The organism is Paenibacillus sp. FSL K6-2862, from assembly GCF_038005125.1.
GTDB classification, from domain to species: domain Bacteria; phylum Bacillota; class Bacilli; order Paenibacillales; family Paenibacillaceae; genus Paenibacillus; species Paenibacillus illinoisensis_A.
In genome coordinates this window covers 3,009,964-3,024,600 of sequence record NZ_JBBOSN010000001.1, presented here as the reverse complement: position 1 = coordinate 3,024,600, position 14,637 = coordinate 3,009,964, and the positions used below count along the sequence as shown (strand labels likewise).

Here is a 14,637-nt window from a genome sequence, read left to right as displayed (position 1 = left end):
AGGCTCCCTTTAAGGGAGCCTTCTTCATATTAAAATCCATATTTATTGAGCAAGATATCCGCCATCTACGAAGACCGTTGTTCCTGTAACGAAATCATTCTCAGCCAGGAATACGACTGCATGTGCAATTTCTTCCGGTTTGCCCAGACGTCCAAGTGGATGTTTGGCAACCAGGCCATCATAGAATTCACCAAGAGCTTCTTTGTTTACCATGCCACTTTCTACAAATCCGGGAGCAACTGCGTTGACACGGATGTTACGGTCAGCATACTCCAAAGCGAGTGATTTCGTAATTTGGTTGACTGCACCTTTACTTGCCGCATAAGGCATAGATGTTGGTTCACCAACGGAACCCAGGATCGAGGAAGTGCTGATTACAGATCCTCCACCCGTTTTCAGCATTTCACGGATCGCATATTTCGCACCGTAGAATACACCGTCCTGATTGATTGCAATGACACGTTTGTATTCTTCGTCCGTTAATTCATGCGAAGGCTTTTGAACACCAATACCTGCATTATTGAAAATGACATCCAGTTTACCAAACTGCTTCACTGTCTCGGTAACCAGGTTTTCAACTTGTTTTTCGTCGGCAACATTAACTTTGATGAACACGACATCATCATTATATGTTTGTTTCAATTCCTGCTCGGCAGCTTTGCCGTGCTCTTCATTATAATCTGCAATAACAACCTTGGATCCTTTATCCAAGAAGGCTTTTACTGTAGCCAAACCAATTCCGGAAGCTCCGCCTGTAATGATCGCTACTTTGTCTTTAAGATTAGTCATGGTGATTCCTCCAGTAATTGTTGAATTTTAGACAAAACTAACGCAATTTTATATGTAACCATAATCATATGATTTAGTCATTACGTAAGTTTTGTCGTTTATTTGACACAATTAATCGTACTCCTCTTAATGAGTATTGTCAAGCTACTATATATTTACCAGTTAACATGCCAAGTAATATTAAGCGGAAATATTGAAGCAACTCAGCAGAAATACTTCATCCCAATTCGGTTGTTAGTGTGTTCCAAATTTCAGGGATTATGTACCCCGCACGGGCGGGCTGTCTTTTTTTCTGTTACAATATGAAGCGGAAAGGAGTGAAACTCATGTTAGATTCAATTGATAGTCATATTTTACGAAGACTGGCTCAAAACAGCCGGATATCTTATACCGATTTGGCCAAAGAGGTTGGATTGTCTGGAGTTGCCGTCAAAGAGCGCATAGACCGGCTTGTCAATCAAGGAATCATTGAACAGTTCTCCATTGTAATTAGCGCTGAAAAGCTCGGCAAAAAGATATCTGCCTATTTGGAGCTAGAAGTGGAGCCTGCACATTTGAATGAGATCATAGAGGCGTTGAAACAAAACGATAAAGTTGCTGTGTTATACGAAATGACTGGTCCCTGCATCCTCCATATACATATTCTTGTCGAGAGTATTGAAGAGATGGAACAATTCATGAACGAATCCATATATTCGCTGAGAGGTATCGTCCGCGCTGAAACGCAGATTCTGATGAAACGACACAAAAATCAGGATGGATTGAATATATAAATTACAAGAACCGTCAGGCATTAAGACCAACGGTTCTTGTTATTAATGATATGGAATTATTGCTTTATGAAATGAGTTAGTTTGTCTTGGAAAGCTTGGCTTGATAGAAATCGACGAAATACTCGCTTACCTCAGCTGACTTCTGGGCATCTAATTGAATAGGAGCAATCAGTCTAACAGTTTCTCCATTGAATGAAGCCTTCGTTTCTCCAAGTTTCGCTGACAGTGTATTGCCATTATACAGGATGGATACCATTTTCGACTTTGGCTCCCATTCGATCTTGGCACCAAATTGTTCAAAGCTGCTGCGTAATGGTGTCATAACCCGTTCAGCTTCTCCAAACAATTTTTTGTCAATGATCGCATGAACTCCCCAGTTCCCATCGACTACCTGTGTAACTCCAAAATCGGTGGTTACCGACATTAAAGAGTAAGCTTCGTCTTCGGTTAGTTCCATGCCTCTCATTAGAAAAGCCTTGGTTTTATGCGCAGCATCTTTCATCGCCTTATCGAGAGAAGATTTTTCGAAGATTTCCTTCTGGGCATCCTCACCCAGTTCTTCAAGATAGTTAGCATAGCTGAAGCCATGGACCACCCACTCGTTCTCATTTTCCAACAATGGGAAGTTTAACGACTTTAATTTGTTATCCAGCTTATCCTTTTTATGAAGAATAATCTGAACATCTCCGGTTACAGAAGTTTCAATGGCTGTACCATTTAATTCAGAGTCTCCTTGCCCTGCATGTGGATCACCGATCGACAGCAGCGCTCCCGGGACGGAAACCGGATAGTACATGGTTGCTCCTTCCGTAACACGCCAGTCATCGATATTTCCGCCATAATAAGAAGGTGGAACCGAATCAACGATATCCGCTTCCTTCGGCGCTACGCTCATGGTACCGAAATGGAGTCGAACAGGCACTCGAACGTCTTTCAGGACATTGTGATTTTCCTTCACCGTTGTATGATCGACGACCACACCAGGATAATCTATTGTAGGATGCACATTTCCATCCGGATCGGTTTGAGGAGTCCATCTGTAGCTATATAGTGCCTTAGCGTAATCCGTACCGCCTTCTGAATCCATTTCGTAAATCGTCACAACCTCACGTGTCACCGGTTCTTCTTCCATCTCTCCGTATAGAAAGCCCCAGTTTGCAGCCACGTTGGAACCATATGTTTTCCCTGCATATTCGCCGTTACCATTAGGACGAAGTTTCATATCCAAAATCTTCACTTCCAGTACATCTCCCGGTTCCGCTCCTTCAACCGCGATTGGGCCTGTCATGATATGTACTCCCGGACCACGATCTGCTTCCGTCTTCTCGGATTCGGTCCAATGAAAAATATCTTCGACACCAGCGTCACCTTTGATCATTCGTTCATAGTCGTCGCCGGAATGGTGGGTAATCGCATCTACCGTAACGATATCTCCGGAGTTGACGGTTAGTACTGCTTCACCCTTGCCGATGTTACCCCACCGGACATTTTCAGAATTTGCCTTCAGGACATGCGTCCTTGGTTTGATCGACACTTGATCAATGTCAGCATTAACTACATTTACACCTGGTATTAGCAGTGAACCAATGGAAAAAGCAGCGAAAACCTTCCATTTCAGTCGATTTCCCATTCGTAACTCCTCCTGTCATCTTCTCATGTCATATTAGTTAACTTGTTATGAACCGAAGTATAACAGACAATCCGAAAGTTAACAATATAAAGTTTTAATCGTTTTTCAATTTACTTTCTTAATATAAACAGCGAAAATATATTAATAATATTAACTTTTCCTAACCCTCCGGAATTCTATGATCTATAAATCCACTAAAAAAAGCCGCCACTTGGGCGACTTCTTAAGCGTCTCATATTACACCGTGTTCAGTTTCACTGACCAACATTCTCCCTCTTCTAAATGAAGCAGGAATGCATCGTTTTCCATGGAAATTGGTTTGAATTTCTTCTTGCCTTGCTGTTTACATAATGAGATATCGACCCAATCTGGAAGCTGGAGTTTTGAGGACATCCGCCGAGTGGCGGCTAACTCGGCTTGAAATGTCCCTGACTTGCGGTCCCATGCAAGCGACAGAACGCCTCCGGGTATACGCCAATTGTGCAGCTCTCCACGAAGCATTCTGGCAGGAAGTGCCGGAAGCAGCTTGATCCGTTGAGACGAGACCAGAAGCAGCATTTCCTGTACGGCATTAACCCAGCCCATATTGGCATCCAGCTGAACTGGAGCTGCATCTAACGTCAGGCAAATTCCCATATTGCGCCAATCGTTATGGAGTGTGAATCCGTTAGATAGTACACAGGACCGGGCAAGATGATCCAGGCTGTCCAAAGCCCGTTCTCCATCGCCCAGCCGAGCATAGATCGATGACATGTGAGCCAGGGACCACCCACTCTGTGCTCCAAGCCTCCGCTGGTGTACTGCTTGCTCGAAGGCTTCGAATAATAGTGGGTCGTCTTCCCGATTGACTTCCTGTCCTGGAAAAACAGGGTAGAGATGAGACAGATGACGATGATCTTGCCGATCCTCAAACGCAGGATGAAGCCATTCCTTGACAGCACCCTCCTCATTCAACATGTAGGAAGGCAGACGTGTAAGCATGGCTTCCCACTCTGGTATTTTGCTGCTATTAACACCGATTATCCGACTCGCTTGTATGGTATGCTGTAATAATTCCTTGATGATGGCGACGTCCATTGTGGCATTAATGGCTGTAGGCATCGGATGTGCGAGCTGTTTACCATCCTGAGGCATGAAATTCTGCGGTGTGTTCTCGGGTGAAACGGATGGATATATCATATACAAGCCCTCTTCGTCCAGCACCAGAAAATCTTCATAAAACTGCAATGCCTCGCTCATAAAGGGCAGCGCCTGCTCACGCAGAAATTGCATATCACCGGTATACCAAAAATGCTCATAATAATGTCTGGCCAGCCACCCGGCGGCTCCGGTCCAGTTCATGATTACAGGAACAATCTGATTAGGGATGCCCATGCCTGGCGTAGTTCCAGCAGGGATGTAGATCCCGCGGCAGCCATAGAGCTTGCGTGCATTTTCCTTGAAGACATCCATCATACCGGTATAATACCGGAACAAAGACAGGTTCATGCAGGATAATCCGCCAACAGCCGAATGCCAATACATCATCTGAACATTTTCATTCGCCATGTGATGACCCCAGATTAATCGGTAATCTCCTCCCCAGAGCCCGTAAAGCCCAAAAGGCATATGTCCTTCCTCAGAGGTTCCGCTAATGAATAAATATCGACCGAATGCCCACATCTTGCGAATCAACCCCAAGGGAGCATCGCCTTCATAGGCATCTAACAGAAGCTCCTCATTACTGCGCCCATCATCAGCCGCATCATCCAGATCAAGCTCTGCGGAGTGAAACAGGGGCTTATGCAGCTCTGTATGTCTGGATAGTATTAAATTATAATCAGCCTCTAACCCTGACAACTCCCGCTTCAGTCGTACCCATTCCTCTTCTCGTTTGCCTGTAACAAACATTTTAACGAGAACGAGCACATCGCCCGACGTTTCAAATGGGAGTTCTGCGTGAATTGCTTGTTTTCCGCTGTCATTTCGCTGATCCTTGCCTAGAATGGCAACCCCTTTTCCCGGGAAATGTATTGTTCTATGGGAAGGCTTCACTCCAGCCCCAGGTTCCTCTCCCTCACGGATTAGCCGCATGACAGCTCCATAATCCTGTCCATCATCATTTTTGCCACTATAAAATACGTATTGCTCAACTTCATCCGTTCTGACCGTAACGGACATTTTCAGTTCCTTAAACTCTTCATCATCCCGCTCACGGTCACCCGGCGGAAATTGAAGACCCACACTTCCCGATATCAATTGTGTACTTCCTAATTCCCGAACCTGTACCGAATCGCTCGTGCTCAGTACTTCAGCGATTATTCTGAACACAACACAATCATCTGCACGAGAGACAAAAAGACTTCTTGAAATCTTTCGGTCCCCTTCCTCCCAGCAGACATGAACTTCTCCCGTTTCCATATCCAGTTCCCTGCGATAATGGTGAAAAGCATTGTCACAATTCATGGTGAGTGTCAATTCAGCCAGAGGAAAACGGGAGGACAATTTGGAAGCATATCCTTCTGCTTGCATGGCACGGGTCAGATGCCAGCTCGCCTCCGAAAATTCCCCAGCGTCCATAAGTCTCCGGGTCTCCTGCAATGTGTGACTGACGTCGGGGAGTTCATCCTTTCTTCCCCAATGCCATAGTTCACCATGCTGCAGTAAAATCACTTCTTGATGTATACCACCTCGCACAGAGGCACCCATTATTCCATTACCGGAAGGAAGCGCCTCCCGCCACATCCCCTTCCACCATGAAGCGGGATACTTTAGAAGCATCTTGTTTTTTTCGGGTCTGCCCGCATGAGTTCCGTTTAATTTCCTCACGCTTTCCCTGCTCCCCGCATCTCCATTTCAATACTGGCCAGCAGGAATGGCGCAACTCCCATTTGGGCATCGCTGACGATCTGTTCGCTAATATAGTAGGCATAAGAACCGTCCCGATATTTCTTGCCTCCGAGTCCAGCTCCATGACAAATGCGGTGCAGGTGCACCCCCTGTTCATCCTCCGTGACCAAGCGACTGAGAATACCGGCATACGCCCGATCAACAACTTTGCGATCCAGTTCAGCCAAATAATGCAGACGCTGGCCCTTGGCGAGGGCGTAAGTCAGCATGCATGAAGCCGACGCTTCCAAATAGTTGCCTTCCCTGCCGTTCTGGTCCATGACTTGATACCACAGTCCGCTCTCCTGATCCTGGGCATGGGCGATTGCATAAGCCATTCTCTCGAAGATACCCATGATCTGGCCGCGCTGAGAATGATCCATTGGAAAATGCTCCAATGCATCCACTACAGCCATCGCATACCACCCCATCGCCCTGCCCCAGACATGGAAGGATTGACCCGTGTCTTTGTCGCACCAGCGCTGTTCCCTGCTCTCATCCCATGCATGGTGCAGCAGACCGGTTCGCGGATCCCGGGTCTTGCGCTCAATCAACAGGATCTGACGCGCGACTTCATCGAAGCTCTCAGGGTGATCGAACACACGGCCATACTCGGCCAGAAACGGAGAAGACATATAGATCCCGTCAAGCCACATCTGGAACGGATATATTTTTTTGTGCCAGAATCCGCCCTCACTGGTTCGAGGTTGCCCTTTCAGCTGGGCGACCAGTCGCAAGATGGCCTGATGGTATTTCTCTTCCCCAGTACGCTTCCACATGGAGAAGAGATTTTTGCCTTCATTGATCATGTCCAGGTTATAATCCTCAAGCTGGTAGTTTCTGATGGTACCGTCTTTATCGATCAGGCCATCCATATGATGGAGAACCAGTTCACTATATCGAGGTTCACTGTTCCATACTGCGGCACGTTCCAGGGCCAGAAGCGTCATTCCGGCAACGTACCCCCACTTCCCTGCAATTTTGGGGTGATCGCCATCCCGGCATTCGGAGACCAGCGTATCCGCAATTTTGGCAGACATTCTGCGATTCTGAGTAGAGACCTTTGTTAACGTTTCAACCAACGTAATCGCTCCTTTTTCGCTCGCGTTTTATTGCTCAAGCCAATCCCGACTTCTCAACGTGTGAACAAACGATCACTTAATCGGATCAGGTCAAGGTGTGTAGCCCCTCCCATTGAACTGACCAACTCCCATCCTGCGGAAATCCCGGATTGTTTCCACCTTCCTGACCACTCCATCCGGCAGCCATCATCGCTACTGCAGTTAACAGTCCACCATTCCCGGGCAGATACGCCCATAATCCTGGCCTTTGATAATTGTGTCCATTGGGCAAATAGGTGTTTTTGGTGGCATCCATCAATAAAAAGTCAACGGCCAGCTCAGGTTCTCCCAGCCTTGCCGCTGTCATGGCACACATCGGAAAGTCCCATCCCCATGCGGATTCCCAATCCCAGCATTCTTTCACTTTGAGAAGTGTATTTTTCATGATTCTGTTATCGATCAGAGTTCCAGGAAGCAGGCCGAGCGCTCCGAGCATGGAAGGATGATCATGGTTCTTGGCAGTAAATGTGTCAGGACAATTCTCGTGCGCAAGATAAACTCCATTCTCATGCACAGGACTTGCCATATGAGCCGCAACCTTTTTCCAATCCGGATTCGCTGGCCGCTCCAGCCGCTCCGCCCACATAGCGGCAATCTCCAGCCCGAATTTCCAGTATTCCAGCTCATATGGCGGATTCAGACTTTCATTCATGGCATGATTCTCCTGAGCCGGAATCAACGGCGGTCCAAGTACATATGCCTCTTTTTCTGCATCCCAGTGGGCAAAAGACACCATAAAATCAGCTGCCTCAAATACGATGTCCTTATACCGTTCCAATACAGACCTCTCAGGCCGGGCCAAATAACACATCTCGGCAAGTGCCATCGGATGAGGCTGCTGCCAGATTAACCCTGGTGCTACCGGTGACGGACTCTGCCCACCGTTATATCCGACCATTTTGGGCCAGCGCGCACCAGCATATCCCTGTGAACGTGCCAGTTCACGAGCTTTGGGCAAAATGGTGATGTACCAATCCATACTTCGGCGAAGCAGATCTGTACGGTCCCACAGAGGAAAATGTGCAGCATGCCACCAGTGCATTTCCAGATGCATTTTACCGAACCAGCTATTATACATGTAGCCCGTTTCCTGAGGCGGCATGGAGCCGCCAGTGTGCACGGCACACAGGAACTGGGACAGCACAATTCGTCGCTCCAGTTCTGCTGCTCGGAGATCTTTACTGCCGGATAGATCCATGGCTGCTCCACTGTTCCAGAACTGCTCCCAGTGGACCGAACTGGCTTGGAATACGGTCTCAGCTGGTTGAACTGATGGATTTGATGCTGCAAAAGCAACACTGCAAGACCAGGTATCCGAATGCTGCAGCGCTTCGGGAATAAGTGTGAACTTATGAGCTCCGGTCTGCTCCAGTCGCCCCTTGTCCCAGATCCACCTCACTCCATATTCGTCTTCATCCAAGATCCGTTTCAATGAAGCTGAAGCCGAATCGTTCTCCATTAGCTCGGTCCGATGTCTGCAGTCCTGTTCCCAATCGGGAAATACGGACTTGGACCAGCTCCGATGTGTCATATCCGGACAGGGGAAAACAAGGAACAAATGCAGACGCCCCTTGCGGATTAATTCTGAATGTACACGAATGCCGATGCCATCGTTCGCAGGATCACAGGCAGTCTCCACCTGAACCCTGAACCCATCTGCGGTGAACTCACTGTGAATTGTACCTGTCCACAGATTCAATTCTTGTCGTAGCGGAATCACATGTGACGAATCTGCTTCTTCTCCATCTTCTTTCAGTATCCGAAACGCGAGGCGTCCCAATTGAAGTCGATGTGGATTCTGCCGCAGCCAGTGATAAGCTTCTTCTCGATTCTCAGGTTTCATGGGATACTCCACTTTCCGTCCATACGTTTCAAACGACTGGTAGACGATATCCTCATCGCTAAAAACCTCATGCCCTCCAGTATAATGCCATCCCCAATTGGACTGCGTGCCAAGAGGGATTTCGTATGCCTCTGGAAAGGTCTGAAGGCCGGTAAAATCAGCACTGAACGCAAATTCGCCGTTGCCGACAGACAAAGGAGACCTGGGCTCAAGCTGGGTCAATACCGGATGATTTCGAGTGACAATCGTTTTACGGTTCATGTAAACCGTTCCTCCTTCTCTTCATTTGGATGGGAGACTAGGATTCCAACAAGGAATCCCTGCGGGCCCGCATCATCTCTCTGTATTTTCCCGGTGTAATATCCTTGGTTTTGCGATATACGCGAATAAAACTATTCTCATGTTGATACCCCACCATAGAAGCGATTTCAGATATTCTGTAGTCGGTTTCCAGCAGTAGCTCACAAGCCCTGTCCATACGCAGCTTCGTAAAGTAACCAAGAATGGTGTCGTTCATTTCCTGCTTGAACAGCTGACTTGCCAAACTGGAACCGATACCTGCATGCTCAGCAATGTCCTGTATACTAACCGGGTCTTCCAGATGGTCATTCATGAATGCAATCATCGTTTGGCAAACGATATAGTCCTTCCTGAGCTGCATACTGTCATACCATGCTGCGAGCGCTTCTGCCTCATAGCGCAGCATTGACCATGCAGACTCCAGATTCATCGTCCGCAGACCGGAAACTCGGAACCCGCAAGCCTTAGGATCCCGTTTCATGCGAATTCGTTCCAGCGTCTCCGCTACAGATTCAAGAAAGGATATCGCCGAGGACGGGTGCCACCGTTCACTCTTCATGCGGTTAAATCTTTTATCCATGAGCCTGATTACATCTTCACCACTGCCGGCTTCGATCGTTTCAGTCAATTGGGACATGAATTCATTTTCCTCTGCACGTCCAGGTTCTTCGTGACCAGAAATGTCCTCAAACCGTATCACTTGTTCATAACCGTGGTACAACCTGAAACCCAGCGCGCTGTCCGCTTGCTGCATCGCCTGTTGAAGGTCCTTGAGTCCGCCTTGGTCCTCGCTTACGCCTGCAGAGACCTGGAACTTGAGCAGTTTCGGAATCATTCTCAGTGCTTCACCAATTGAAGTGGATGCATCCGTTTCTCTTACGAGATCAAGCGGTTGCAGCATGATTAACAATCGGTCCCTGCCGAGATCTGCAGGAGTGAGACGCCACTCCCCTGACAGCAGTTCTGCAATGATATTGGCAATGGCAAACTTCAGAAGGGATTGATCCGACTTCTTAAACCTTTCGCACCATGCATGATAATTATCAATAGACAATATAGCAACGGTCAGCGGACTATCACTCCATTCCTTGAAGTATCGATTCCACTTTTCACCAATTTCCCGGTAACCCGTCATGTGTCCCGCATAGATATCGGTCAGAAATTTGGAGGATGCTTCAGGAAGTGTTTGTCTGAGATTAATGGCTTGCTGTGCATGGTCCGTCAGCAGTTGCCCTGTTATTTTCTCGAGATCAATCAACTCTGGACTGATACGGTGACGGTCATATCCGCTAAGCAGTTGTCTCATCCGTTTCACCGGTTTAAAGGCTGCTCTGTTATAAAAAGCAATCGTAGCGGCGCCTGCGGCAAGTGCCAACAGTGAAACGAAGAATACAATGTTCCTAATCTTCTGGGCATTGGACAGTAAACTTTCCTGGGAAATAATTGAAAGATAGCGCCAACCTGTATACGGGGACATCGTCTGTGAAGCGAGCAGCAATTGGCCCTCGTGCTTGAACTCACCAAGCTTTTCTCCTTCCAGAGTCGCGAGGACCTGCTCCACCGCTTCCTCTTCTACTGGATAATTACCAAGGTCATATAATGGTTTATTGTTGGCATCCAGAATGAAACGATGATTATCGAGATCAGAGACGGAAGAAAGAAGCATGTGCTTGAACATTTGATCTGTTTTGAAATTGATGGCAATAATCCCTTTAAGTTGACCCGCCAGCATAATCTTGCGATACAGTGTAATCTGGGAGGCAGGAACCGCTGAACCTGCAGCAATCTCCCTCCGCTTCACCAGCATGGGGCGGTCATCTAATTCAGCAGCCACACCTACCCAGCCCGAATCTGGAAAATTGACTTTGCTTGAACTATATCCCTGAGGAAAAGCGACCATGCTCTCCCTTTCCACATCATAAATGTAAGCGCTTTTAATAAAAGGAGTACTGCTAGTCAAGGTTTCAAGAAACTGTACCAATTCGGTGACATTGCGGTATGATCCCTGTACCTCACTCGTGAGAAATTTATACACATGGTTATTCAGTGCAATTTTCACAGCAATCTGGTCGCTTTCCCGAATGACTTCATCAATATCATTCATACTGATGCGCAGCATCTGGTGCTGCGGTTCACTGAGCTCCTGCTGTAATACCGACTTGGCCGAATAATACGTTGTCATGCCTACTGCGATAATAATCATGAAGACAACAATGGTCAAAATAAGCAGCAGCCGGGTCTGGGTATTGGTGAAATTGAATTTTAACCACTTCAAAAAGGAAAGGGTCACAGTTATCTCCCACCTTATGTGCAATATACCGCAATTATACAGTTTCGCCCTGCCCGGTGCGACCCGGCCTAACAGCCTATTTTGACTTCTTCAAGCATCTCGATCTCACACTTGCCCGCTGTTATGGCTGTTTTCACCATCATTTAATGTAATTAAATGTTCACTCACTTCTCGAATTCTGCACAGACACCTTATTCCCCCAGCCTCCTAGCACCGCTTCTATAGTTATGGGACGATGCTCGGAGACCGAACGCCATACGGCTTCGCCTGCTGCGACGGAGTAAGCTCCATCCACGGCTCCGGAGAGAATCCGGAAAGGACGGTGTTGATCTTCTCCAAGAAAGATATCCTCTAGAAGTAATGGATCCCCTCCACCATGTCCGCCTTCCCGATGTACGACGTGTATGGTCTCTTTGGAACCAAACAGGGGGAAATAGTCGATGGTCTGAACCGGAGTCGGAAAAGGAGTACGTGCAGGCATATGGTATTCAAGTGTTTCCAGGCGCCCCTTCGTACCGTTCACAGCCAGCCGATAGCCTTCATAAGGAAGTGAAAAATTGACCGAATAACTCATGAGTGCCCCGCCACTATATCTCACAGATGCTGTATACGTGTCTTCAATCTCGATGGTGGAATCAAAAATACATTGATCTGGACGATATGATGTGTATGGAAAGTCCGTAGTGGCCGAACCCAGCAGGTTCAGATGATCATCCGGTACGCGGATCTGCCGACTGCGTGGTGTCCAACGGGAGTAATACGCACAATCTTCCGAGACATTGCACGTACGACAATGCCGCCCATCTTCCCGTGCCGGATTCCACTCCCCATCTGCACCATAATAATTCAGTGCTCCATAAGCAAAGACTTCCACAGGCTTTTGGTTAATCCACCACTGAACCAGGTCAAAATGATGGGTGCTTTTGTGAACGGACAGTCCACCCGAATAAGCCCGCTCACGATTCCAGCGCTTGAAATAGCTGGAGCCGTGATGCGTATCAATGTACCAGTTGAGATCGATGGAAGTGACTCGGCCAATCTTGCCTTCCTGTATCAATTCCTTGATCCGCATGTGAATGGGCATATATCGGTAGTTAAATGTTACGATGACTTTGCCTTTACTCAGCGCTTCAGCATCCAGTATTCGCCTGGCGTCTGCTCCGGTTGTCGCCATTGGTTTCTCGGTAATTACGTCCAAATCCCGCTCCAGCGCGGCGGTAATATAGTGGACATGGGTATCATCCCTGCCGGCGACAATAATGCAGTCTGGCTTGGTATCCTCGACCATGGATGCAAAATCAGATGCTCCATACACAGCAACTTCGGAGTGATGTGGAAAGCGCGCACGATAAGCTTCGAATCGCGCGGGATCCGTATCCAACAGTGCCACAATCTCCGAGTTGTGAGTGAACACCTCATGAATAGGCTTGGCGAACTGCCCCAAAGCTCTGCCGCTCACTCCGCATATAGCATATCTTTTTTTCACTTCTTCACCTTCTCATACCATTCCTGGACCCGCTGGGTGACCACTTCGCCTCCAGAGGCATTCCATTTCTTCACGTATTCATCGTAAGCCTCCAGAGGCAGCTCTCCGATAACGATCTTGGTCAATACTTCCTGAAACAGCTTGTGTGACTGGATATCAGGAAACCCTTCATACACGGAAGCCGGCAGGCCATCACCCGCAATTTGCCGGGCATCGGCTGTGCTCACAACGAACATGTCTTTCACCATCTGTTGTTGGTCCTCCGGATAAGTCTCTTCAATACGTTTGTTCATGTCCTCTGCAGTAGTCAAGTTCTTCATACCCAAGGCAAGCGGTTTGTTGTCGGCAGGCGGAAGAATAACTTTGCGTCCGTCTTTGACTTCATGCTGCTCCCCTTCCAGTCCGAAACGGACAAATTCATCATTTTCAGGGTTGTAAAAGAAATCAAGCAGCTTCAATGCATTAGGCGCATTATCCTGCTTCGCGGCCGGGATCATCCATTCCGGCTCACCCATGCTCTTCTGTGTTACGAACGCTTCGAAGCCTTCGGCTTTTGGCAGCGGCATTGCTGCGATATAGGCATCCGGTGCCTGTGTCAGCATGGCGTTAAGACGATCCCGAACATTCGCCGGAAGGTGGTACCAGCTGCCCACCAGGTTATTGTTAATTTTGGCCTGCCATACTTCGCCTTTGTTCAAAAACGTTTCATTATCGAGCAATTTTTCTTCATATAACATCCGGATGAACTTAATTGCTTCTCTCATGTTATCCGTTGTCCCGGCATACTGAATCTTGCCGTTGTATTCATCCCATTCCGGATACCCTTCCCACATGGCGACTCCGTACATGGCAAACAGATGGTCCATCCATCTTCCGAATTCCCTTCCGCTTGTGGGCAGTTCATCTGCCTTGCCATTGCCGTTCGGGTCCTTGTCACGGAAGGCTTTGAGCATTTCAACATATTCGTCAACGGTTGCTGGCATTTCCATGCCCACCTTATCCAGCCAATCCTTGCGGATCAAAGGTGCCCGTTCCGGGACAAGGAATACTTTAGGTACATAATAAATTTTGCCGTCGGGAGAAGCTGAGCGAACAATATCCCAGGCTTCTTGAGGAATACTTTCCCAGACATGCGGAGCGTACTCAGGGAGGAGATCATCCAGCGGCAGCGCTCCACCTTGTTGAATCAATGTTTGTTCTACACCTCCGATCGGGCGTAAAATATCCGGCAGCTCATCGGAAGCGATCATCAGGTTCAGATATTCCGAGGGTTCCGAGCCGGGAGGCGTTGTAATCAGCTCGTATTGGACGCCCGTCTTCTCAGCAACATATTTCACGTGTGGATCATCAGCTGCGGGCATGCTCCCGATGCCCATATGACTCTTGAATACTTTCACGATTGGGATACCGGAGCTCCCTTCAGCAGAACCACTCCCTGAATCGCCGGTGTTGGAACTGCAACCGGCGACTACCAGCATGGCCATACTGAGCACGATCGGTACAAACTTTTGGGTCAGTCGTCTTCTCATCGAATCAT

At 47.9% G+C, this 14,637-nt stretch carries 9 protein-coding genes; 1 reads left to right on the top strand and 8 read right to left on the bottom strand.

The window, feature by feature from the left end; all coding sequences use genetic code 11:
- Positions 1-42: 42 nt before the first annotated feature.
- On the bottom strand, positions 43-789 hold the full coding sequence (locus tag MHB82_RS13845) for an SDR family NAD(P)-dependent oxidoreductase (RefSeq protein WP_095358201.1): 747 nt from the start codon (positions 787-789) through the stop codon (positions 43-45).
- Positions 790-1,115: 326 nt separating this feature from the next.
- Between MHB82_RS13845 and MHB82_RS13840 the strand changes: the two genes are divergently transcribed.
- Positions 1,116-1,562 carry an Lrp/AsnC family transcriptional regulator gene (locus tag MHB82_RS13840; protein WP_095287284.1) on the top strand — a complete coding sequence of 149 codons (447 nt, stop codon included), beginning with the start codon at positions 1,116-1,118 and terminating at the stop codon, positions 1,560-1,562.
- A 76-nt stretch (positions 1,563-1,638) separates the two neighbouring features.
- Here MHB82_RS13840 and MHB82_RS13835 read toward each other — a convergent pair whose 3' ends face one another.
- From MHB82_RS13835 to MHB82_RS13805, 7 genes are all read right to left on the bottom strand, one after another.
- Positions 1,639-3,192 carry an acetamidase/formamidase family protein gene (locus MHB82_RS13835; RefSeq protein ID WP_341174958.1) on the bottom strand — a complete coding sequence of 518 codons (1,554 nt, stop codon included), beginning with the start codon at positions 3,190-3,192 and terminating at the stop codon, positions 1,639-1,641.
- 237 nt (positions 3,193-3,429) lie between these two features.
- Positions 3,430-6,000, bottom strand: a complete 2,571-nt coding sequence (locus tag MHB82_RS13830) for a glycosyl hydrolase family 95 catalytic domain-containing protein (RefSeq protein ID WP_341174957.1) — start codon at positions 5,998-6,000, stop codon at positions 3,430-3,432.
- The gene (locus MHB82_RS13825; RefSeq protein ID WP_341176635.1) at positions 5,997-7,100 is read right to left on the bottom strand and encodes a glycoside hydrolase family 88/105 protein; all 1,104 of its coding nucleotides are present in this window, start codon (positions 7,098-7,100) and stop codon (positions 5,997-5,999) included. The genes MHB82_RS13830 and MHB82_RS13825 overlap by 4 nt, the downstream gene beginning before the upstream one ends.
- 127 nt (positions 7,101-7,227) lie before the next feature.
- On the bottom strand, positions 7,228-9,285 hold the full coding sequence (locus MHB82_RS13820; RefSeq protein WP_341174956.1) for a glycoside hydrolase family 65: 2,058 nt from the start codon (positions 9,283-9,285) through the stop codon (positions 7,228-7,230).
- 37 nt (positions 9,286-9,322) lie between these two features.
- Entirely contained in the window at positions 9,323-11,599 is a 2,277-nt protein-coding gene (locus MHB82_RS13815) for a helix-turn-helix domain-containing protein (RefSeq protein ID WP_341174955.1), read from the bottom strand.
- A gap of 175 nt (positions 11,600-11,774) precedes the next feature.
- Entirely contained in the window at positions 11,775-13,100 is a 1,326-nt protein-coding gene (locus tag MHB82_RS13810) for a Gfo/Idh/MocA family protein (RefSeq protein WP_095358205.1), read from the bottom strand.
- The gene (locus MHB82_RS13805; RefSeq protein WP_341174954.1) at positions 13,097-14,629 is read right to left on the bottom strand and encodes an extracellular solute-binding protein; all 1,533 of its coding nucleotides are present in this window, start codon (positions 14,627-14,629) and stop codon (positions 13,097-13,099) included. Before MHB82_RS13805 ends, MHB82_RS13810 begins: the two co-directional genes overlap by 4 nt.
- Between the last annotated feature and the right edge of the window lie 8 nt (positions 14,630-14,637).